The sequence below is a fragment of the Synechococcus sp. LTW-R genome (genome assembly GCF_014217875.1).
In the GTDB taxonomy this organism is placed as follows: Bacteria; Cyanobacteriota; Cyanobacteriia; order PCC-6307; family Cyanobiaceae; genus Vulcanococcus.
Window position 1 is genome coordinate 427,747 of the sequence record NZ_CP059060.1, and the last position, 21,939, is coordinate 449,685.

At 62.7% G+C, this 21,939-nt stretch carries 20 protein-coding genes; 7 read left to right on the forward strand and 13 right to left on the reverse strand.

Annotated features, from left to right (window positions below; genetic code table 11):
• Window positions 1-42: 42 nt before the first annotated feature.
• The 5 genes from H0O22_RS13400 to asnB are packed head-to-tail and all read left to right on the forward strand — an operon-like array spanning window position 43 to window position 3,200.
• A complete protein-coding gene (locus tag H0O22_RS13400; RefSeq protein WP_185187478.1) occupies window positions 43-498 on the forward strand; it encodes a secondary thiamine-phosphate synthase enzyme YjbQ in 456 nt (151 codons plus the stop codon).
• Window positions 499-501: 3 nt separating this feature from the next.
• Entirely contained in the window at window positions 502-756 is a 255-nt protein-coding gene (locus tag H0O22_RS13405) for a hypothetical protein (RefSeq protein ID WP_185187479.1), read from the forward strand.
• A 15-nt stretch (window positions 757-771) separates the two neighbouring features.
• A complete protein-coding gene (locus tag H0O22_RS02525; RefSeq protein WP_185187480.1) occupies window positions 772-1,050 on the forward strand; it encodes a cupin domain-containing protein in 279 nt (92 codons plus the stop codon).
• Window positions 1,051-1,086: 36 nt separating this feature from the next.
• The gene (locus H0O22_RS02530; protein ID WP_185187481.1) at window positions 1,087-1,371 is read left to right on the forward strand and encodes a 4a-hydroxytetrahydrobiopterin dehydratase; all 285 of its coding nucleotides are present in this window, start codon (window positions 1,087-1,089) and stop codon (window positions 1,369-1,371) included.
• 32 nt (window positions 1,372-1,403) lie between these two features.
• Window positions 1,404-3,200, forward strand: coding sequence for an asparagine synthase (glutamine-hydrolyzing) (asnB, locus tag H0O22_RS02535; protein ID WP_185187482.1), 1,797 nt, complete (start codon window positions 1,404-1,406; stop codon window positions 3,198-3,200).
• A gap of 184 nt (window positions 3,201-3,384) precedes the next feature.
• Here the strand turns inward: asnB and H0O22_RS02540 are convergent, their stop codons facing one another.
• From H0O22_RS02540 to H0O22_RS02555, 4 genes are all read right to left on the reverse strand, one after another.
• Window positions 3,385-4,854 (reverse strand): hypothetical protein, encoded by a 1,470-nt coding sequence (locus H0O22_RS02540; RefSeq protein WP_185187483.1) that lies wholly within the window; start codon window positions 4,852-4,854, stop codon window positions 3,385-3,387.
• A gap of 91 nt (window positions 4,855-4,945) precedes the next feature.
• Window positions 4,946-7,600 (reverse strand): ATP-dependent chaperone ClpB, encoded by a 2,655-nt coding sequence (clpB, locus tag H0O22_RS02545; protein WP_255439427.1) that lies wholly within the window; start codon window positions 7,598-7,600, stop codon window positions 4,946-4,948.
• A gap of 136 nt (window positions 7,601-7,736) precedes the next feature.
• Complete coding sequence (locus tag H0O22_RS02550) at window positions 7,737-8,099, reverse strand: hypothetical protein (RefSeq protein ID WP_185187484.1); 363 nt, start codon at window positions 8,097-8,099, stop codon at window positions 7,737-7,739.
• Between the two features lie 50 nt (window positions 8,100-8,149).
• The gene (locus H0O22_RS02555; protein ID WP_255439428.1) at window positions 8,150-8,503 is read right to left on the reverse strand and encodes a hypothetical protein; all 354 of its coding nucleotides are present in this window, start codon (window positions 8,501-8,503) and stop codon (window positions 8,150-8,152) included.
• 44 nt (window positions 8,504-8,547) lie between these two features.
• Between H0O22_RS02555 and H0O22_RS02560 the strand changes: the two genes are divergently transcribed.
• Window positions 8,548-8,769: a hypothetical protein gene (locus H0O22_RS02560; RefSeq protein ID WP_185187485.1), complete on the forward strand. Its 222-nt coding sequence runs from the start codon at window positions 8,548-8,550 to the stop codon at window positions 8,767-8,769.
• A gap of 246 nt (window positions 8,770-9,015) precedes the next feature.
• Here the strand turns inward: H0O22_RS02560 and petJ are convergent, their stop codons facing one another.
• The 9 genes from petJ to H0O22_RS02605 form a co-directional block, all read right to left on the reverse strand.
• A complete protein-coding gene (petJ, locus tag H0O22_RS02565; RefSeq protein WP_185187486.1) occupies window positions 9,016-9,357 on the reverse strand; it encodes a cytochrome c6 PetJ in 342 nt (113 codons plus the stop codon).
• Window positions 9,358-9,451: 94 nt separating this feature from the next.
• Window positions 9,452-10,450: an NAD(P)-dependent oxidoreductase gene (locus H0O22_RS02570; RefSeq protein ID WP_185187487.1), complete on the reverse strand. Its 999-nt coding sequence runs from the start codon at window positions 10,448-10,450 to the stop codon at window positions 9,452-9,454.
• Window positions 10,447-11,505: a uroporphyrinogen decarboxylase gene (gene hemE / locus H0O22_RS02575; RefSeq protein WP_010316726.1), complete on the reverse strand. Its 1,059-nt coding sequence runs from the start codon at window positions 11,503-11,505 to the stop codon at window positions 10,447-10,449. The genes H0O22_RS02570 and hemE overlap by 4 nt, the downstream gene beginning before the upstream one ends.
• Window positions 11,506-11,558: 53 nt before the next feature.
• Window positions 11,559-13,865 (reverse strand): 1,4-alpha-glucan branching protein GlgB, encoded by a 2,307-nt coding sequence (glgB, locus tag H0O22_RS02580; RefSeq protein ID WP_185187488.1) that lies wholly within the window; start codon window positions 13,863-13,865, stop codon window positions 11,559-11,561.
• Window positions 13,866-13,932: 67 nt separating this feature from the next.
• Window positions 13,933-14,709 (reverse strand): DUF3887 domain-containing protein, encoded by a 777-nt coding sequence (locus tag H0O22_RS02585; protein ID WP_185187489.1) that lies wholly within the window; start codon window positions 14,707-14,709, stop codon window positions 13,933-13,935.
• 21 nt (window positions 14,710-14,730) lie between these two features.
• The gene (locus H0O22_RS02590) at window positions 14,731-16,290 is read right to left on the reverse strand and encodes a CocE/NonD family hydrolase (protein ID WP_255439429.1); all 1,560 of its coding nucleotides are present in this window, start codon (window positions 16,288-16,290) and stop codon (window positions 14,731-14,733) included.
• Window positions 16,287-16,571 carry a hypothetical protein gene (locus H0O22_RS02595; protein ID WP_255439430.1) on the reverse strand — a complete coding sequence of 95 codons (285 nt, stop codon included), beginning with the start codon at window positions 16,569-16,571 and terminating at the stop codon, window positions 16,287-16,289. The genes H0O22_RS02590 and H0O22_RS02595 overlap by 4 nt, the downstream gene beginning before the upstream one ends.
• Before the next feature lie 61 nt (window positions 16,572-16,632).
• Window positions 16,633-17,046: a DUF4332 domain-containing protein gene (locus H0O22_RS02600; protein WP_185187491.1), complete on the reverse strand. Its 414-nt coding sequence runs from the start codon at window positions 17,044-17,046 to the stop codon at window positions 16,633-16,635.
• Window positions 17,043-17,516 carry a DUF2518 family protein gene (locus H0O22_RS02605; RefSeq protein WP_185187492.1) on the reverse strand — a complete coding sequence of 158 codons (474 nt, stop codon included), beginning with the start codon at window positions 17,514-17,516 and terminating at the stop codon, window positions 17,043-17,045. The genes H0O22_RS02600 and H0O22_RS02605 overlap by 4 nt, the downstream gene beginning before the upstream one ends.
• Before the next feature lie 33 nt (window positions 17,517-17,549).
• Here H0O22_RS02605 and H0O22_RS02610 point away from each other — a divergent pair, with 33 nt between their 5' ends.
• Window positions 17,550-21,938, forward strand: a complete 4,389-nt coding sequence (locus tag H0O22_RS02610) for a translocation/assembly module TamB domain-containing protein (protein WP_185187493.1) — start codon at window positions 17,550-17,552, stop codon at window positions 21,936-21,938.
• The last annotated feature ends 1 nt before the right edge of the window (window position 21,939 follow it).

A 21,939-nucleotide genomic window follows, 5' to 3' on the forward strand; every position in this document is an offset into this window, starting at 1 on the left:
GGCCCATGGCGTTGACTGGTCTTTGCACCAACGGCACTGGTGATGGGCTTGCAGCAGGCGCTTGAGCAATTCGAGTTCCAGACATGCGGCAAGGGGTTCTTGCGCATCGATCCTGAGCTGAACCGCTGGATTCGCTCAACGGGTCTGCGTCAGGGCGTCCTTCATCTGAGTGCGCTCCACACCAGTTGCAGCCTGACCATCAATGAGAACGCCGATCCACGGGTTCTCGATGATCTCGCGGCCTGGATGGAGGCGGTGGTTCCTCAGGTCGCCCATGGCGCCTTGGATGGCTCCGATTCCCTTCGCCTTTATCGCCATGACGACGAGGGGCCCGACGACATGCCCGCCCATATCCGCTCGGCGTTGACCAGCCAAACCCTGTCCCTGAGTGTTGTGGACGGGGAATTGCTGCTGGGCATTTGGCAAGCGGTCTACCTCTGGGAGCACCGTGCTAGGCCCCAGCGCAGGCGGGTCGCGGCCCATCTGATCGGGGAGTAGGGGATGACGCTTTCGCTCGAGGAACTGACCTTGGCGCTCACGCGCCTGCAAGAGCGGGTGGAGACGTTGGAGCTGGAACTGGCCTCGCTGCGGGGCCGGGACCTCTCGCCTTCAACCCAGTTGGCGCGGCGCAATGCTGAACGGCTGGCGGAGGAGGTTCGGCGACGCCGGGAGAGCACGCCGGAGCCGGAGGACGACACCGACATTGATCTCTTGATCGATCGCTTGCATGACTTGGCCCTCGAGAATGGGCCTTAGTTCCAGATTTTGCGGATGGCCACGCCGATCAACGTCGTCCACGGGCCTGAACCTGCTCAATTGGAGCACTTGGGCGTCGCCCAGTGGCCGATTTGGAGCTGCGAGATCAGCTCCTTTCCTTGGACCTATGACGAGCAGGAAACCTGCCTGCTGCTGGAGGGGGATGTCACGGTGACGCCCGAGGGCGGTGAACCCGTGCGCTTTGGCGCCGGCGATCTGGTCACCTTTGCCGCTGGGCTCTCTTGCCACTGGGATGTGCATCAGCCTGTGCGCAAGCACTACCGCTTCGGTTGAGCCGCGCCAGGCTGAGGTCCGTTGGATGGATTGGTGATGGCTGCCGTTCCGCTCACCCCGGCTGAAATCGATCAGCTCGAGCAGAAGTTGCCCGGCTGGAGCCTGGTGGACGGCAAGCTGCACCGGGAGTTGGTTTTTTCTGACTTCAATGCGGCCTTTGGCTTCATGACCCGGGTGGCCTTGATCGCCGAAGCGATGGGGCATCACCCGGAATGGCGCAACGTCTGGAACCGGGTGGCGATCGATCTGACAACCCACGACACCGGCGGGCTCTCCAACCTCGATCAGCAGTTGGCGCAGCGGATCAACGCCTTGCTTTGACCGTAGATTCGACGCACTGAGGGGCGCCTCGCATGTGCGGATTGGCAGGCGAACTCACGGGTGGGTCCACCGAGACCATGCCCCGCGCCCAGGCCGCGCGGATTGCTGAACTCCTGCTGCACCGCGGCCCCGATGACTCGGGCATCTGGCAGAGCCGGACCTGCACCCTGATTCATCGCCGCCTCTCGATTCAGGACCTGTCGCCGGCGGGCCATCAGCCGATGCAGTCCGCCTGCGGGCGCTACCGCCTGGTCTTCAACGGCGAGATCTACAACTACAAAGCGCTCCGCGAGCAGTTGGAGGCCCGCGGTGAGCGGTTTGTCTCCACGGGCGACACCGAGGTGCTCCTGCGGCTCTTGATCCGCGAGGGCGCGGCAGCTCTGCCGCAGTTGCGGGGCATGTTCGCCTTTTGTTTGTTTGACCAAGAGAGCCAGAGCGCCCTTTTGGGCCGCGATCCCTTCGGCATCAAACCGCTCTATCTCTACCGATCGGGGGCGGACCGTCTGCTGTTCTCCTCGGAGGTCCGGGCGCTCCTGCGCAGCCGCGCGGTTCCCCGCGAGCTCAATGGGGCGGCGCTGCAGCACTACCTGATGTTTGGCTGCGTCCCCCAGCTGGAGACCTTGGTGCAGGGGCTGAACGTGCTTCCTCCCGGACACGTCGCCCGCTGGCAGAACGGTGAACTCGCCATCGAGCGCTACTGGCAGCCCCGCTTTGCTGCCGAGCCGGAGGCTGGCCCCTATGACGCGCTGGTGGAGCGGGCCCGTGCGGCCGTTGGGGAGAGCGTCAAAGCCCACATGGTTTCCGATGTGCCGGTGGGGCTGTTCCTCTCGGGGGGGATGGATTCATCGGCGATCCTCGCGGCGACGGATCAGCGGTTGACGACCCTCTCGATTGGCTTTGAGGAGGAGGCCTTCGATGAGAGCGAACTGGCTGAACAGGTCGCGCGTCGTTTTGGCTCGGAGCATCGCCGCTTACTGCTGCGCCGCGATCAGGCCTGGTCACGGCTGCCGGCGTTTTTTGATGCCCTCGATCAACCCAGCAGCGATGGCTTCAACACCTATTGCGTGTCCGCGGAAGCGGCGGAGGCGGGCCTGAAGGTGGTGATGAGTGGCTTGGGGGGAGATGAGCTCTTTGGCGGTTACCCGCTCTTTCAGACAGTGCCCAAGTTGCTGGCCCTGCGCCGACGCCTGGGCCCGGCCGCCTGGGCCGGCTCCCAGCTGATCAAGCCCCTCAAGCACGCCAAGCTCCAGCGCTTCGCCGATTACCTGGCCAGCCCCCCTGGTGTCGCGGCCGCCCACCGCTGCATGCGCACGATTTTTTCGGCGCGGGAAGCGTCGCGGCTGATGAAGCTTTGGCAGTTGCCGCCACCGGCGGCCCCATCCCTGGCGGAGCTCCCTGAAGGCGTTGTCGGCGCGGAGCTCGCCGATCAGATCGCCTGGCTTGAAACCTCCAGCTACATGGGGGGGATGTTGCTGCGGGACAGCGATGCCCTCTCGATGGCCAGTTCCCTTGAGCTGCGGGTCCCACTGGTTGACGTCGCTTTGTTTGAGGCGTTGGCGCCGGTTGCGGCCTCAACGCGGTTGGCGCCGGGCAAGCAGCTGCTGCGGGATGCCTTCCCCGAGGTGACGGCTGTGTTGAAGGATGCGCCCAAGCGTGGTTTTGTGATTCCCTTCGACCAGTGGCTACGGACGCCATCTCAGGCGACAGGCTTGCCGCAGCTGGATCTCACGGCCGCCTCGCGCGCCGTTGATTTGAGGCCTTGGGCGCGGCGGTGGGGATTGCTGGTGCTTGCCGATTGGTTGGAGCGCAACATGGAGTTAACTCTCTAGGGCAGTTACCGCGGGTGTGGTGGAGAGCTTGATGTAGTGACGCATCGAACAATAGCGATTTAACTCAATGTCTTCTCCATTGTTTGGCTATTTTGGGATTAATTCTTTGGTGAATGTCTGTGTGACTAATGTCAATTATAGAAAGCTGGCGGTGCGTATTTGTTGTTCACTAGATTTGCATGATCTAATTGAGATTTTGTCCGTCTTCCGATGTCGAACTCCTTGCCGCGCGCATCGTAATTGCTTTTCTTCTAATAATCTCTCGTGATTCCTTCCTGAATCCTTCGTATTGATAGGGTCTGTAATTGATGGGATGCTGCTCAGTCTTGAAAAAATGAGTTTTTGATTGATGCTCCTCTTTTATCGGGTACAAGTACTTGGCATTTATAAGTGATATTTCGTTAGAAGAGTGTGTCTCGCTGCCTGATTCGATCCATTCCCCAGGAGTATTCTTTGCAAGGGGTGCTCCTGTCTCTTTTCTGACAGCTTCAACGAATTGGTTGGGGAAGACTTGCTGGAATGGATCTGATATATTTCCTGTATATAGGAATAATGTTGCAGATGCCAGCATTAGGTATATGGTTGATTTGCGATTGCTCCATTCTGCTAGTGATCGTAATGAGTATGCTGCTGAAATGCATGCAAGAGGTAGTAATTGCCTGCAGGTTCTTCCGTACACTACGAACTTATGAGCGCCTACAGAGGCTAGTACTAAGGATAAATAAATAAATACTAGTAATATCAGAGTTTCCCTCTCTCCTGTGGAGTCTTTTTTGAGTATCGCCCTGATGCAGCTCCAGGCAATAAGAACGGTAAATACGTAAAAAATAGCACCTTCTGATGAGTGTAGGTATTCGAATGGAAGCATCCAGCCTTCGCTGAAATTGCCCTGCGTGACGGTGTTAGAGAAAGATGATAATCCTCTGAAGAAATCCTTTCCCGACAGGATATGAGGAAGAAGTACAAATCCAAGAGGAATTGCGCATCCTGCCAGGAAAAATATTGAATCTGCCGCGCTTTTCTTGTATGAGCGAAGTATGAAAAAGGCCGCTATACAGCATGCTGTCAATGCCCAATAGCCTGTATAGGTCCAAAAACTTAATCCGCACAATGCACCAGCCATCCCATACTTTAATTGAGTGGGCCTCTTTGATGCCAGAATTGCTATCGAAGATATCCCAAGGAATAGGGATATATCATATGGAACGATGTGCCTCGAGTATATCGTTAGGGATGTGCTAATTGATGCCACGAAGGCGGCTATTAGTGCTATTTCGGTAGAGTCGCTTAGGGATTCTGATGCCTTAAATGTTGCATATATAATGCCCGCTGAGAACAAGGCTATATACAGAGATGGCAGGATATCTGTTGTGCCTATGAGCCTTTCTAGAGCAGCTGGCACTAGCATCCATTGGAAGAAAAGTGGATGATCTGCGTTGCTTAGCGACTGAAATACGTAGTCCCAGTTTCGATCTTGGAGAAATGCTGCCGCCTCCCTTGACAGGTTGTAGCGAGACTCGTCTGGGAAGAAGAATTGTCCACCTCTCAATGCTAAAGTTATTCTTGTGCAAAGTGAAAAAATTAGAATGGAACCAATGACCGCTCCGCTATTCCTATTTTTTTCCGAGTGGTTCCTTCTCGTATGTTGATTCATGCGGCTGCTGGTGCGTTCGGCTGATTCTATGTCCTTAGTGCCTTGTCTGGTTCATTCTTGTTTGGATTGAGTTCGCATTGTCTGATTATTACTATTTTGGTTGGCCGGATATTTTCTGGGATTGTTTGTTGTAAGTTCCCATCGCTTTGGAATGTAGGGTTGCTGTAAAGCGCATTTGCCCTTTTTCCACGTCCACGGCGACGTCGTGGCCGGAGCTGAACTGCCCGCCCAGAATTCCTTTGGCAATGGGGGTTTCCAATTCCCGCTTGATCGCCCGTTTGAGCGGGCGGGCGCCATAGACCGGGTCGTAGCCGACTCCGGCGAGCCAATCGAGGGCGTCGGCATTGACCTGGAGGCCAATCTTCTTGTCCTCAAGCCGTTGGGCAAGCCGTTGGACCTGAAGTTCGACGATCTGCCGCAGTTCCTCCTGTTTGAGGCTGTGGAAGATGATCGACTCATCCAGACGGTTGAGGAACTCCGGGCGGAAGTGTCCGCGCAGAGCTTCATTGACTCGCGCTTCCATCTCGCTGTGACGGCTCGGGTCGCCGGCGAGATCAAGGATGGATTGGCTGCCGATGTTGCTGGTCAGGATCAAGACGGTGTTGGTGAAGTCCACCGTTCGGCCCTGTCCGTCGGTGACGCGGCCGTCATCGAGGATCTGCAGCATCACGTTGAAGACATCGGGGTGCGCCTTCTCCACCTCGTCGAAGAGGATCACGGCATAGGGCCGGCGCCGGACGGCTTCGGTGAGCTGTCCGCCTTCCTCGTAGCCGACATAGCCCGGAGGCGCACCGATCAAGCGGCTGACGGTGTGCTTCTCCATGTACTCGGACATGTCGATGCGCACCATGGCGTCCTCGCTGTCAAAGAGCTGGGAGGCCAGTGCCTTGGAGAGCTCGGTTTTGCCGACTCCGGTGGGGCCGAGGAAGAGGAAGCTGGCAATCGGTCGGTTGGGATCGCTCAAGCCGGCGCGGGAGCGTTGGATGGCATCGGCAACTGCGGTCACGGCCTGCTCCTGGCCAATCACCCGGGTGTGCAGCTCTGCTTCGAGTTGCAGCAGCTTCTGCATCTCGCTTTGCACCAACTTGGCGACCGGAATCCCCGTCCACTTGGCGATCACCTCGGCGATGTCGTCTTCGGTGACCTCCTCGCGCAGCAGTGACTTCTCATCGCCCTCGCCGCTGAGCTCCTCTTCCTTGGCGGCCAGCTTTTGGTGCAGTCCCGTCAGGGTGCCGTATTCGAGCTCGGCGGCCTTGTTGAGGTCGTAGCTGCGTTTGGCCTGCTCGATCTGCAGTTGCACCTGCTCGATCTCTTCTTTGATCGCGCTCAGCTCATCGATGGAACCCTTCTCCTGCTGCCACTGGGCGTTGAGGGCACTCTGCTGCTCGCTGAGGTCGGCGAGTTCCTTTTCCAACCGCTCGAGCCGGTCCTTGCTGGCGGCATCCGATTCACGGCCAAGGGACAGCTTCTCCATCTCCAACTGGAGGATCCGGCGATCGAGCTCGTCGATCTGCTCGGGCTTGGAGGTGATCTCCATCTTCAGCCGCGCCGCGGATTCATCCACGAGGTCGATGGCCTTATCGGGCAGGAAGCGATCGGCGATGTAGCGGCTGCTGAGCACCGCGGACGCCACCAGGGCGTTGTCGGCGATGCGCACGCCATGGTGCACTTCGTAGCGCTCCTTCAAGCCGCGCAGGATCGAGATCGTGTCCTCGACGGTGGGTTGATCGACAAAGACCTGCTGGAAGCGGCGCTCCAGGGCTGGATCCTTCTCAATGTGCTGGCGGTGTTCGTCCAGGGTGGTAGCGCCAATGCAGCGCAGTTCTCCGCGGGCCAGCATCGGTTTGAGCAGGTTGCTGGCATCCATGGCACCGCCGCTCGCACCCGCACCCACCACGGTGTGGATCTCATCGATGAACAGCACGATCTGGCCCTCGGAGGCGGTCACCTCCTTGAGCACGGCCTTCAGCCGTTCTTCGAATTCACCGCGGTACTTGGCGCCGGCGATCAGAGCCCCCATATCCAGGGCAATGAGCTGACGGTTCTGCAGGGCCTGCGGGACGTCGCCGTTGACGATCCGTTGGGCCAGGCCTTCGACGATGGCGGTTTTACCCACGCCGGGTTCGCCGATCAGCACCGGGTTGTTTTTGGTGCGGCGGCTCAGGATCTGAATCGTGCGGCGGATTTCCTCGTCGCGGCCGATGACCGGATCGAGCTTGCCGTCCTTGGCCGCCTGGGTGAGATCGCGGCCGTACTTCTCCAGGGATTCGTAGGTGCCTTCGGGGTTCTGATCGGTCACTGTTTGGGATCCGCGAATCTCCTGAACGGCGTCTTTGAGCTTGGCGGCATCGGTGCCGTCTTGCGAGAGCAGCTGTTGGCCGCAGCGATCATCCGTCGCCAGGGCCAGCAGGAGATGCTCGATGGCGATGTAGCTGTCGCCGTAGGACCCTTTGAGCGTGTTGGCTTGATCGAGGACGGCGTTGAGCCCCTTGCCGAGGTAGACGTTCTCGGGGGGAGAACTCAAGGACGGTTGCCCTTCGATGGTGGCGTCGATCCTTTGGCTGAGGGTGCCGACATCCACTCCGGCCTTCTCCAGCACCCGCGAGGCCAGGCCCTGTTGCGACAGCAAGGCCGCGAAGAGATGCTCGCTTTCCATCTGCTGCTGCCGGCGCTGCTGCGCCAACTGCTGCGCAGCCACGATGGCGGCCCAGGCTTTTTCAGTGAAGAGTTCGGCGGTCGGATGCATGGTGGTCCTCCCTCAGTTGGGTGGTGACCAAACCGTATGGCGATTGTTGGGGGAAGGAGGAGCGGAGAACCGAAGGTCTTGCTTCGGTCCTCCACCCCCCTGTCGTGTGAGCCGTCTGTTCGGGACGGTTTCCCGCTCAGCGCGGTGAGCCGTTGTAGATCACTTGGGTGACGTGGCGGCCATCGACGGACACCTGCAGCTCCGTTTCGGTGGTCGGGGCTGTGCCCTGCTCAATCCAGCCGGGTCGGCCGCCAAGGAACTTGAAGCGGAATCCCTGGCTGTTGTTTTGCGTGAGGCAGCTGCCCCCACCGTCACCGGTGTTGAACATGCAGGCGGCGGGGCGATAGACGCTGAGGCCGCCGTTGTTATTGACGGCCCAGTTGCGCGCGACGTTGAGCGCCCGCACGTTGGCGGCACTGACCTGGGCGAGGGCAGGCATGCTGCTCAAGAGCGCGCTGGCAGCCATCAAGGCAGAGGTCTTCACCAGGGACTTGACCATGACCGAGGCGGTGGAGTGAGGAAGTCCTCTTCAGTGTGGCCAGGGTTTCCCTATTGGGCTGCGGGGAGGGGAAGGACGCCGCTGGTCTGGCCGCACAACCGCGCCGGGCAGCCATCAGCGCTGTAGATCGCATCCGCTGGGGACAGGCAGCCCATGCGATTTTTCTGCGTCACCTCGCTTGGCGCAATGCGCAGGGGTTGCAGCGCCGGGAGGGTTGGGTTGACCACAAGCCGGCAGCGTTTGGCGCCAATCACCCGCAGGGCGTTTGGACCAATCGCCGCGGGTGTCCCCCCGCCTTGGATCAGATCGAGAGGCGCCAGGGCTTCATTGGTTTGGGCCTGACCCGTCGATCCCCAGAGCAGCAGGCTGAGCAACAGCAGCGACCAGGTACTCCGAGTGGCCATCATGGCTGGATCCATTGGCCCCAGTCTGCTCAAGACCACCGGAGATGACCGTCGATTCAGCTGCTCAAGACCCATCCCGGTCTGCATTGGTCCAGCGGTTGGCCCAAGAGTCCTTTGCCTTTGATGGCACCGCCCGCGACCCCGAGCGCAATTGCTGGCTGGTGGTTCACCGCCACCAACACGGTTGTCTGCCAAGTGAGTACGACATCCGCGAAGTGGACGAGGCGCTTTATTTGGAGGTGCTTGAAGCGCGACGGTCGGGTTGATCGCCGTCTGGCTGGGAACCGTTGAGCGGCGGGATCGCGGCCAGCTTGGAGTGTTTCAGAAAGTCGGCGACGGACCGCGCTGGATCGTTTGCTGTCTGAGCTGAAACGGGGCGCTCATCCATGGTTTTGATTGCTGCGCATCGCTCAGGGTCGCGCTCAGGCCGGACTGACGCAACGGAAGAAAAACAGGCACAAAAAAACCGCCCCCGAAGGGACGGTTGCGGAGGTCAGCCTATGAGGACTGAATCAGGCCCAGCCGTTCTGGCTCTGGGACTCGACGTAGGCAGCGACGTCGGCGATGTCACCGGCGCTCAGCTTGCCGCCGAAGGCGGGCATGGCGTTCTTGCCGTTGGTGACTTGGTACTGGATGGCCTCTTCATGGCCAGCGCTGTAGTTGGCCAGGTAGGACTCGAGGGCTTCTTTCTTGAGGGTGCGCTCGGCGTTCACCACGTTGCCGCCGCCCATGTGGCAAGCAGCGCAGTTCGCGGAGAAGATCTGGGCGCCGTGGTCGGCATCAGCGGCGAAGCTGGGGGAAGCACCCAGCACCAGCGCCAGGCAAAGGGCAATCAGGGAGAGGAGACGGCGCATCTGAGCTCGTGCAACCTGGCCAAATTAAGAGGCCAAGGCCGTCCTCGTCGTGATTGCTGCAGAGGTTCGCAACATTTGAAACCTCCTGTTGTGATCAGCCCCGGTGTTTCAGTCCGGCGTCCTCAAAGACCGCCTCCAGGGTTGGAGCATGGCTCACCAGGCCAAACCGTTCCGGTGGGCTGATTGGGTCATGGACGAAGTGGCGCTGGCGGATCGAGAACCGATCCCAGGCGTTCACTTCAATGCGCAGCAGCTTGATCAGGCCTTCGATCAGCCAGCCCCGCAGGTCCAGGCCAATCGGCGGATACCAACCCCGGCGCCAGCGGCAGAGACGCTTCACGGTCTCGTTCACCGTGACAGACGGTTGTCCGAGGACCAAGCGCCGCACGGCCCCTTGGCCGGCCTCAGGGTTCGCTTGATGGGGATTGGTCGCTAGATGCGCGCAGACCCGCGCTATGTCAGCGGCATGGATGAAGTGGAAACTGGCCTCCGCACGCAGCCATTTGGCCAGCCAGAGCCAGCGCGCCCCCTCCTTGAGGCCAGCCGTGAGGTAGCTGGTGGGGAAGACGCCCGAGCCATCGACGCGGCCACCGAAGACCAGGGTGGGGAAGACCGCCACGATCCGCTGGGCCAGCGGGTGCTGTTCCAGCTGCTCCAGGCATTGGGCCTTGGTCTGGATGTACTCGGTGCCGTAGGGCATCGCCTCCGGCAGCAACTGCAGGTCCTTGTTGAGGATGCTGGCGGTGGAGAAGTACACCACCTGCTCGAGCACCTCGGGATTGGTGGCCGCCAGCATCTGCTTGACCGCCACCACATTCACCTGTTGGGCCCGCTCGGGATCCCCCCAGGCCGTGGCGGTGTGGATGATCCGCGTCGCCGACGCGATCTGAGCGCGGTGGGGCTCCGCATCCCGCAGATCCCCCACCAGCAGAGTGATACGCGGATCCGCCGCGGGAACGGCCGTCAGCTTGCTGGGATCCCGCAGCCAGAGCAGCAGCTCGGCATCAGTTTCCCGGTAGAGCAGATCAGCGATGTGTTGGCCAACGCAACCGCTGGCCCCCGTGATCAGGATCCGTGCGGGGGTGGAACTCAAACCGCGGCTCCGAGGCGATCCATGACGGATTTGCCGGCCTCGAAGAAGAACTGACCGTTCTCTTCAGGGGTGCCCGGGAGGATGCCGTGGCCGAGGTTGAGGATGTGCTTGCGGCCGCGGGCCTTGCGTACGCAGTCGTCGATGCGATCGCGGATCGCGTCTTGGCTGCCGAAGAGCAGGCCGGGGTCCACGTTGCCCTGAACGCCGATGTGCTCAGGCATGCGGGCCAGGCCTTCGGCCATGTCCACGGTCCAGTCGAGCGAAACGATGTCCACGCCGGTCTTGGCCATCCGCTCGATCACGCCAGCGCTGCCGGAGATGTAGAGGATGAAGGGGGTGTCGGGGTGGGTCTGCTTGACCAGATCCACGACCTTCTTTTGATAGGGCGCCGCGAAGGTGTCGTAGTCCGCGGGGCTCAGTTGACCGGCCCAGGAGTCGAACATCTGCACCACTTGGGCACCGGAGTCGATCTGGTAGCGCAGGTAGTTGGCGATGGACTCGGCGAAATGATCCAGCAGCTTGTGCAGGATCTGGGGTTCGCGGAAGGCCATGGCCTTGATCACCGCATAGTTCTTGCTGCTCTTGCCTTCAACGACATAGGCGGCCAGGGTCCAGGGAGCGCCGACGAAACCCAGGACGGCGGCCTCATTGCCCACGCTCTGGCGCAGGCGACCCAGCACCTCACCGACGAAGGGCATGGTCTCGGCGGGGTTCAGGGGAGTCAGTGCCTCCACTTGGGCCATCGAGCGGATCGGGTCCTGGATTTGGGGGCCCTTGCTCTCGATGATGTCGAAGTCAATGCCCATGCCGGGCAGGGGCGTAAGGATGTCTGAGAACAGGATCACGCCGTCGGGCTTGAAGGCGTTGAACGGTTGCATCGAGATCTCGTAGGAGAGATCGGGGTTCTCAGAGCGCTCGCGGAAGCTGGGGTATTTGTCGCGCAGGTCGCGGTAGATCTTCATGTACCGGCCGGCCTGGCGCATCATCCAGACCGGTGGACGCTCCACCTGCTCACCACGGGCGGCTCGCAGTAGCAGGGGGGCGTTGGAAGACATGAGGAGTTGCGATGGGGCCTTGGAAGCTACCCGAGCAGCCTCCCCAATGCGGCCTACCAGGGACCGTGTCCCTCCGCTTCTTCACGAACTTCAGTGTCCGCATCTGCTTGGCGTTCCTGGCTGCGCTTCTCATCCCGCTTGAAGACGAGCACAGAGAGGGGAGGAAGACAAAGATCCAGGGAGTTCTCGTAACTGTGGATCCCCCACTCGTCGGTGAATTTGCCCCCCAGGTTGCCCAGGTTGCTGCCGCCGTAGCGGGCGGCATCGGTGTTGAGGACCTCGGTGTAGAAGCCGCTCAGGGGAACGCCAACGCGGTAGTGGGAATGGCTCTGCGGGGTGAAGTTCGCGACCACAACGAGCCACTGGCCGGTGGTGCTCTCGCGGCGCATGAAGCTGATCACTGAATGGCGGTTGTCATTGCAGTCGATCCACTGGAAGCCGTACTCCTCAAAGTCGTCGCGCCAGAGAGCGGGATGTGACTTGTAGAAGACGTTGAGGTCATCCACCAGGAGCTGCAGTCCTTGATGGGGCTCGTACTGGAGCAGATCCCACTGCAGGTCGCCCCAGACATTCCATTCAGCCCGCTGGCCGAATTCCATCCCCATAAAGATGGTCTTCTTGCCTGGGTGGGTCCACATGTAGGCCAGCAGGGCCCGGGTGTTGGCGAATTTCTGCCAGTCATCCCCGGGCATCTTGTGGAGCAGGTTGCTCTTGCCGTGCACCACCTCGTCATGGCTCAGGGCGAGCATGAACTTCTCGGTGTAGGCGTACCAGATCGAGAAGGTGACGTTGTTCTGGTGGAACTGGCGGAACCAGGGATCCAGCTCGAAGTAATCGAGCATGTCGTGCATCCAGCCCATGTTCCATTTGAGGTTGAATCCCAACCCGCCCATGTCCGTGGGCTTGGTCACCATCGGCCAGGTGGTGGATTCCTCGGCGATGGAGAGGGCGCCAGGAAAGTGCTGGAAGAGCACATGGTTCGCCTGCTGCAGGAACTGCACGGCTTCCGTGTTCTCGCGTCCACCATGCTCGTTCGGGATCCACTCGCCGTCGGGGCGCAGGTAGTCCCGGTAGAGCATTGAGGCCACGGCGTCCACCCGAATGCCGTCGATGTGGAACTGTTCGAACCAATAGATCAGGTTCGCTACGAGGAAGTTCCGGACTTCGTTGCGGCTGTAGTTGAAGATCAGCGTCCCCCATTCCTTGTGCTCGCCGATCCGCGGATCCGCGTGTTCATAGAGGTGGGCGCCATCGAAGAAGGCCAGGCCGTGGGCATCCTTCGGGAAGTGTCCGGGGACCCAGTCGAGGATCACGCCAATGCCCTCGGCGTGGCAGCGATCGACGAAGGCGCGGAACTCATCGGGCCGGCCGAAGCGGCTGGTGGGGGCATACCAGCCCGTCACTTGATAGCCCCAGGACCCATCAAAGGGATGCTCTGAGATGGGCATCAGCTCGATGTGGGTGAAGCCCCTCGCTTTGACGTAGGGGATCACCCGATCGGCCAGCTCGGGATAGGTCAGCAGACGGGCCCCGGGTTTGAGGTCGGCTGCGGGGACGGGCTCCCGTGCGCTTCCGTCGGCTTCGATGTAGGGCTGATCGGCGCCGGCATGCATCCAGCTGCCGAGGTGCATCTCGTAGACCGAGATCGGCTGATCGAGGGGATTGCGGCTGTCGCGCTCCTGCATCCAGCGGCCATCGCCCCAGCCGTAGCCCTCCAGGGCTTCGACGACGGAGCCGTTGTCGGGCCTGACCTCATGGCGGAAGCCGTAGGGGTCAGCCTTTTGGTAACAGTGCCCCTGCTGGGAGCGGATCTCGTACTTGTAGATCTCGCCCGGTTTCAGGCCAGGGATGAACACCTCCCAACAGCCGCCCAAGCGGGATTGCATGGGGTGGTGGCGTCCATCCCAGCTGTTGAAATTGCCCAGCACGGAGACGCTGCGGGCGTTGGGCGCCCAGAGGCAGAACATGACGCCGGTGACACCGTCGCGCGTCACCACGTGGGCACCCATCTTTTGCCAGATGTGGTGGTGGTTGCCTTCGGCGAAGAGATGGCGATCGAGCTCGCCCATCCACTCGTCGCGGAAGGCCCAGGGGTCGTGGCTGACGTGTTCAATGCCCCCGCGTTGCACCCGGACCTGGTAGCCACTGCCGGGGTTGCTCGAGAGTTCGGTTTCGAAGACCCAGGGGTGGTGGGGCGTCTCCATGGCCTGGGGCGCACCGGCGCCGATCAGCTCAACCCGATCGGCTTCCGGCATCCAGACGCGAACGACCCACTTGCCGTTGTCGAGTGGGTGGGCACCCAGGACAGCCTGGGGATGGTCATGGCGACATTCCGCGAGGCGCTGACCGTCTTTAACCATCCACTCGAGCTGAGCCAGCACAGGACCTCAAGGCAAAGCGTGGCTGGGAGCTTAAGCGGGTTTTTGCTTAAGAAGCTGCAGCCGGTGCAGCAGGTTCTTCAGGGAAGTCGACCCCGGTGATTTGGTTCTCGTTGTTGAGGATCACGTAGAGGTTGTCGCTCAGCCTGTTGAAGTGCACGTTGACGAGCACTAGGCGCATGTCCGGCGTGGATTCGGCCTCCACGACCCGGTTGATGTTCACGAAGTTGCCCGTGATCCGCTGGAGTCCCAGCCACTTGCGCTGCAGGGCGTCGGGGGTGATCTCCTCTTGGAAGTCCGGGCTCAGGAAGCTTTGGGCGCTGATGAAGTTCCCGGTGCTCACCGCTTCGATGAACTGCTTGGCCACCAGGCTGGTGGTGTCATCGGCCCGATCGACGTAATAGCGCGAGAGCTTGCCCTCGCCATTGAGCACCATGAAGACCACACGCTTGCCCGCGCTGGTGTTCAGCTCGGCTTCCACGGTGCTCTTGCCCATGCCGCTGCGAACACTCAGCAGGGTGTAGCCGAGAACCTTCGGCTGGGTGCGCATCGTCGCCGCGATCATCGAGGGGCTGGTGATCGCTTGGCGCTCGGTTGAAAACTGCGCGTAGCGCGCATTGGCATCGCCATCTTTGACGGCCTTCAGGATGCGCAGGGCGGCGCTGCGGGCCTGCGCCACGCTCAGGGCGCTGCCTTGGGCGATGGGGCTGAGGCTGGCCTTGGGGAACGCCTTTGCTGGAACTGTGCTCGCCAACAGGCCAGACGTCGCCATGGCCAGGGTGAAGGACCCAAGACCGGCGGAGAGCAGGCGCAGGTGGCGCGGCATTGCAGAGGCTCGAGGTGGGCCTCAGTTTGCCCCAACCATCGGAAGAATGCTGAGGGCTGCATCGCCCAGCTTCAGCGTGACCGTGATGATGCGGTGATCGGCCCCCACACTCGAGCGGGGCTGCGATCCATCGCCCGGGTTGACGGCGATTTGCGGCCAAGCGGCCAGGGCGATCGAGAGCCTCAGGGTGCAGCCCGCCTCGAGCGTCACCAGCAGCGGTTGGAGTGCCACCGAACGGCGTTGGCTGAGCTGGGCCTCCGGGCCAAGGAAGCGGGCGAAGCCGGTGGAGAGCTGCTCGACCCGTTTATCCCGGTGGCAGACCGAGAGGGCCACACAGAGATCAAATCCGGGTTGATCGGCGGCGGCCTCCAGCTCCAACTGCGGTCGGCCATAGACCTCGATGGGCTGATCCGTGGTCAGCGTGTTGAAGCAGGCCACATCGGTTCGGGCATCGAGATCGCGGCGATCCACCGGGCCGGCCTCCAGCCCAAGGTGGCCGCCGCGGCCGGCCATGGCACGCCAGGGGTCATGCACGATCACCACCTCAGACCCGCCGCCGCCGCTCTGGTCGAGCAGTTGCCCTTCGACGGGAACCCTGGCGGCCAGTCCGCCGCTGGCCAGCTGCCAGCGCTGCCCCGAACAGGCCTGGGGTGCGCGGGCTTGCCACTGCCCGCTGCTCCCTTCCATCAAGACCGCCTCCTCCGGAGCGGTGGGTTCTTGACCACAGAGGTGACGCCGGAAGAAGTCCAACTGCACTTGATCAAGGCCCCCTCCCCAGTTCAGGTGGGTCCAGGCACCGATGCGCAGCAGTGGGGCCCCGCCCGCCGCAGCGGAACGTCGCCAGAGATCGAGAACACCGTTGAGGTGTGGGTCATGCCAGCCGCCAATGATCAGCATCGGCCGCGTCCAGAGCTCTGAGGGTGGCTGATGAATCCGCCAATGGTTGCTGTTGTTGGGATCAGCCTGGAGCCACTGCAGTCCCATGCCGGTGGGGTCGAAGCGCTCCAGCAAGACCAGGCCATCGCGCAGGAAGTTGCCGTTCTCGAGGCTCAGGCGAATCGCTTGCCAGCCCTGCCGATCCCCCTGACGCTTGCAGCGTTGGGCGGCGAGCTGCAGGGCCCAACCCAACCCCAGCGCCCACCAGTGGCATCCACCATCGCTGGCCCAATGCAACCGTTCGTCCAGTCCACACATCGCTGGGGCGAGGGCGTCGGGCAAGTGCTCCGCATTGGAATAGAGGAGTTGGCTCAGGCCCTGATACGAGAAGCCGTAGGTGCCCACCTTTCCAGTGCACCAGGGTTGCTCGCGGATCCAGCGCAGGGTGTCCGTGGCGTCGCTGGCCTCCTGGGCAAAGCCGCCGAAATCACCACCCGAATCACCCCGTCCGCGGACGTCTTGAACCAGGACTGCAAATCCAGCCTCGACGTACCAACGCGGATGGGCATAGGTGACCGTCGAGGCAATGGCGCGGCCGTAGGGCTGGCGCATCAGCAGGCAAGGCCAGGGGCCTTCTCCTGCGGGTGTCCAAAGCGTGGCGGTCAGGACCGTGCCGTCAGAGCAGCGCAGCTGCTCCTGACTCAACGGACTTTCGGGCAATAGAGGCCCACCACATAGGTGGAGAGAATTTCAGCGTCGGTGCTGTTCAGGCCCTGTTGCTTGGCGATCTGGGCCGTGGCTTCCGGGGAGTTGTAGGAGAGGCCGCGGGCGTTGAGCGCTTGGAGTTCAGCGCAGAGGGCTTTGGCCTTCTGGGGATTCTGTTTGACCGATTCCAGCAGGGCAGAGTCCGCCAGAGCCGGAGCGACCGGAATCAGGCTGAGGATGGTGGCGGCCAGGGACAGGCCGCAATGGCGGAGGCGTGTCACTGATGGAACTCCTGATTCCTTTATTTCAGGTCGCCTGCGCTACAGCGAACAAGCCCAGGGGTCAGTTCCTGGAGCGACCGGCGTCCTGGGCCCGTTGGATCCACGCGCGAACCAGTGCCGGGGTGATCCGGGCGGGAGCCATTCCGGTGAGGGAGCGCTCAAGGCGCCCGAGCTGCGTCAGCAGTTGTTGCGGGGAGGCTGCGGCTAAACCCTGCCGAGAGGCGATGCCCGCGTAGAGCAGCAGTGCCGCTTGGTAGGGCTCCAGGCCCAACTCCACAACGAGTTGGGCCTGGCCCCGCAGTTTCCGCAGCTGGCGCTCCAGCGCCCCGCCTCGCCTTGAGAGCTGATCGAGCTCCCGGTCGCTCAGGCCGGCAATCGCTCCCCAGCTGTCGATGCCGGCGGCGATCAGCACGGCCTGCTCCCGGGAGAAATGGGAGGGAAGGGGATAGGGAGAGGGACCCGGATCGCCGCTCACCGTTTGGCGTTCACGCTGACGCTCACCTCGCCACTGGCCCAATTGCGGACGGCGGTGGCCAGCACGACGGGACGATCGCTGCCATCGCCCTGGGGATCCACGCGGCGCAGGCGCACTTCCACGGTGGGGTCCTTCCGGCCGCTGCCCCGCAGGTTGCGGGCCACCTGCTCAACGCTGGGGCCAAAGGTCTCGGCCGCCAGGTCAGCCGGGGCGGCGGCGACGACGAGGTCGGAGCCGTTGTCGAACACCACCGGAACGCTGACGGCACCATCGACGAGCAGCCTGGGGGCATAGCTCACCGCGAAGGCCAGGCAGGAGAGCGAGAGCAGCACGGTGAAGCTGGTAACGCCCACGAGGCGAAAGCGAAAGCCCCAGCGCGCCACAAAGGCCACCACGGTGATCAGCAGCAGTCCACCAGCGGCAATCCCCAGCCATTCGCCAGCCGTGAGCAAGAGGGGATCGGCGCGCATAGGGAATGTTCTGGATCGGGAAACACTCTTATATTGCGGCCTTCTCAGCCCCCGAGACCCACGGGCCCAGCGCGCCGCCGACGGAACTCCAGAACGCGCGGCCCCGCGGCCTCTTCCCTGCCTGCCCTGCTGGCGGCTGCGGGTGTTGCGCTGACTTGGGTTGGCCTCGATCGGGTCGCCGCTTGGCAGTACGGCCTGCGCAAACCCTGGCTCGAATTGCTGGCGAGTCGCTCCATGGGGCACCCCCTGGAACTGGGTCCCTATCGCGGCTTGCGTCCCTTCGGCCTGGCCGCTGGGGCCAGTCGGTTTAGGCCGGGGATCGACAACCCATCGACCATCGAGGCGGAGTCGGTCGCGGTGGCCTTCGATCCCCTTCGGAGCCTGCTGAGTCGCCGTTGGGTCCTCCAGTTTCAGATCCACCGCGCCCGCGTTGACCTGCGGCGTAACAGCCAGGGCTCCCTCTGGCAGATGGGCCGTGTGCCCCCCGGTGGTGAGCCGCCACCGATCACCCTGCGCTACGGGCTGAGCGGTGGCCCGGCCGAGGTCCGGCTGCATGGGGTTAATGGATCCAAGGCCTCACTGGCCCTGGCTGGATCCCTCGCGGTCGATTTGCGCGGCCGTCGACTGGAGTCTTCGCTGCAACTGCGGCCGGCTGGTGGTGGTCGCCTTGGTGTGGACATCGCCAATGCCTGGCAACGCCAACGCCTTCGCGTTCAGCTGCAGCCCCAGGCGTTCAAGTTCGCCTCGCTCTTGCCCTGGCTCCCCGGCGGCCTTAAGGCCGATGTCAGCGGAGCGCTGAATGGACGCCTGAGCCTGGAACGCTCCCCAACCCGTGACCGCTGTCAGGGTCAGATCCAGCTGGCTCAACTGCGGTGGCGACCTTCTCCAAAGACGGATCCGTTGCAGTCCGATCGCTTGGATCTGCGCTGTAGTCCCCAGGGACTGCGTTTGGCCGCCTCACCCCTGGAGTGGGGGGGCTGGCGCGGGAGTGTGCAGGGGGCGTTGCCGTTGGTTGGTCCCCGCGCCAATCAGCTCGCGCTGCAACTCCAGGCCCGTGAGCCCAAGGCCGGCCATCGCCTGCGGGCGGACCTCGCTGGACCCCTGGATCAGCTCCAGCTGGACCTGGGTGGCCAATGGCAGGGGGCCGAGCCCACGCAAATCCAGGCCAAGGCGCTGTTGCGCAACCAACGGGGCTTCACCGCTGCTTTGGAACGGTTGGTGCTGAGTCAGGGCGGCGGGGAGCTGGTGGCTCGCGGTGCCCTCTGGCCAAGGCTGCAGCTCCGCAGCGAACGCATCGTCTTGGGTGCCCGTCAGCGTCAGGTCTGGGGGCCGCCCCTGGGCTCCACGGACACGCTGCAACTGCAGCTGCAGCAGCTTGGCGAGTGGAGTCAGCCCCAGCTTGCTCTGGAGCTCCAGCAGCCTGAGAACCCGCTGCTCGGCTCGATTCGCTCCCGCTTGACGTGGCGTCCCTCGGCCTTGCGTCTGGAGTCCTTTGACTCCCCCTATCTGACGGCTCAGGGGTCGTTGCCTCTGCAGGGCAAGCCCATGCGCCTGGCCATTGACCTGAGGCGTTATCCCCTGGCGCGGCTGTCTCCGCTGGTTGGATCCACGCTGCGCGGAGTGCTGAGTGCCGCTGGAACCGTTGAGGGGTCCTGGCAACAGCTCCGGCCGGATCTGCGCCTGCAGGCTGATGCCCCCGGGGTGGGACTGATTGGCCTGGAGGAGCGGTGGGTTGGCCAACTCCAAGCTTTGGCCCAAGGCGGGGCCCGTCTACGCCTTGAGACCACCACGGTGCCTGGCGTGCTCGAGGCTCAGTTGGATTCCCGTTGGCAACCGTCGCGGGCCAGCCTGAGGCGGGCTGGGGGTGAGTTGGTCCTGAGTGGAGCCAATCAGCGCTACCGCTGGCGCGCCAAGCGGTTCCCCCTCTCGGGCTTTGATCTGGCCCTGTGGCGGTCGGCGGCTCCCCAACCGCTCTCGGGCTATTTGAGCGGCGATGGCGCCTTGGCCCTGAATCCCTTTGCTCTCAATGGGCAACTACGGGTTGAGCAGCCCCAGCTCTTCGGGCTCTTTGGCCGCTCGCTGCAGGCCAAAGCGGACTTCAGCCAGCGTCGCTTCCGTCTGGATGGCCAGTGGCAGGCACTGGGCTTTGGATCGGTGGGGATCCAGCTCAAGGGTCAGCAGGCCGGTCCGCTTTGGCTGCGCTTAGAAGCGCGCCAACTCCAATCGCAAACCCTGCAGGAACTGCTGGCGGCTGTGCCTCAATGGGGTGGCTTGGCCCTGGCCCCATCCGGCAGGGCCTTCGATTTGGGCACGCTGGTGTTCAACACCCAGGGCTTCTCCCTCGGCGACCAGCTGCGGGCCTTGGCCCAAGCCCAGCGTCAACGCCAACGGGCGAGCTCCCGTGGCCGGCAGGTGCAACTTGAGGATCTACGCGGTGTCCTTGACGCGGATTTCACCCTGCGGGGGCCATCCGCCGATCAACTGTTTCTCGACTTGTCGGCCAAAGGCCATCTCTGGCTGCAGGGCACCGACCGCGATCTGGCGCTGACGGATCAGCCCACGGTGGTTCGGCTCCACGGCCCCCTGAATCAGGGGGGAGAGTTTGAGCTGTCCCACTTGCCCCTGGCGCTGTTGGCCCTGGTGGCCCCCATCCCTGAGGGCCTGCGCGGTTCCCTCTCCAGCCGCGGCTCCTATCGCCTCGGCGGCCGGGATCAAGCCCCGTCGTTCGCCCTGAATTTGGCCCTGCAGGACGGATCCCTCAATGGGGAGCGGCTGTCCCTGGAACGGGGTGAGCTGACGCTGCAGGACAACCGGTTAGCGATCGACTGGGTCCTCCGCGGAGGGGGGGCATCGGAGGTCGTCGATCTGCGCGGTCAGGTGCCGCTGCAGGTGGCAGCGGAGGATCTCGAACTGCGCATCGGTAGCCGTGGTGATGGCCTGCGCTTCCTGACGGCGCTGTCGGGTTCCGCGATTCAGTGGAAGAAGGGAAGCGCCGATTTGGAGCTGTTGGTGCGTGGCTCCTTGCTCAAGCCGGTCGCGAACGGCTTCTTGCGCTTCAGCAATGGGGTGATGCAGCTCGCTGATCAGACGGTTCGCGACCTCGATGCGGTGGTGCTCTTCGACTTCAGCTCCCTGGAGATGCAAACCCTGAGCGCCCGGGTGGGGGACAAGGGTGCCCTCAGTGGCAGCGGTGATCTGAACCTGTTCGCCCCCGGCGAGAAACGACTGAACTTCACCCTCAAACGCGCTCCGTTCAAGCTGGCGCGGATGGCCGCTGTTGCGGATGGAACCGTGGAGGTGGGTGGCTCCCTGTTCCGCCCGGTCCTAGGGGGTGAGCTGGCTCTGAGCCATGGGGCGATCAACGTCCAGCCGGGTGAACTCGCGACTGAAGAGGCGCCGAGCAAGCCCACATCGGTACCGGCCCTGCTGGAGTCCAAGTGGGACTTCCGCAAGCCCCTGTTGGTGATGGGGCGTCAGCTGGAGAGCTCCAGCAGCCAAGACCTTCGCGCCGCCCTGCCCAACTTGGGCGCGGTTCGTTTTGAGCGTTTCCGGGTGCGCTTCGGTCGGGACTTCCGGGTGGAAGTCCCCAACGTTTTGAACTTCGGAGCCGGTGGTCAATTGACCTTGAACGGTCCCCTGGATCCCGACATTCAGATCAGTGGTGTGGTGCGGCTCCTGCGCGGTCGGCTTGGCCTCTTCACCACCACCTTCAGCCTGGACCCCGATGCTCCCAACGTGGCGGTGTTCACCCCGAGCCTGGGGCTGATTCCTTATCTCGACATCGTGCTGCGCACGCGGGTGTCCGACACCTTCTCGGCCTTCGGTGATGGCAACCGCTCCAGCATCTACGACTGGAACACCTCCGGCTCCTTCAACAACTCCTCGTTGACCCCGAACAGCTTTGATCAGTTGCAATTGGTCCGGGTGCGGCTTGAGGTCACGGGCCCGGCGGACCAGCTGATGGACAACATTCGCCTGAGCAGCACCCCGCCGTTGCCGGAGGACCGTTTGTTGGCCTTGATCGGCGGCAACTCACTGGTCGGTCTGGCGGGGGGGAACGCTGGAGCCGCCGTCGCCACGGTGGTGGGCCAGTCCCTGCTCTCTCCTCTGGTGGGAAGCCTGACGGAACTGCTGGGTCAGCGATTGACCTTCGCGATTTATCCGGCCTATGTCTTGCCAACGAACTACGACGCGGAGTCCAACCGTTCCGGTCAGGTTCCCTCGCAACTGGTCCCGGTGACCGACATCGGCTTGGATGTATCAGAGCGCTTCAACGCCTCGGTCCTGGCTGCTCCAAACCGCAGCGACATTCCGCCCCAATTGACCCTGGGCTACCAGGCCAAGCCCTGGTTGGGACTGCAGACCTCGATCGATGCCGAGTCCCGCTGGCAGACCCAGATGCAGGTCTTCTTCCGCTTCTAGT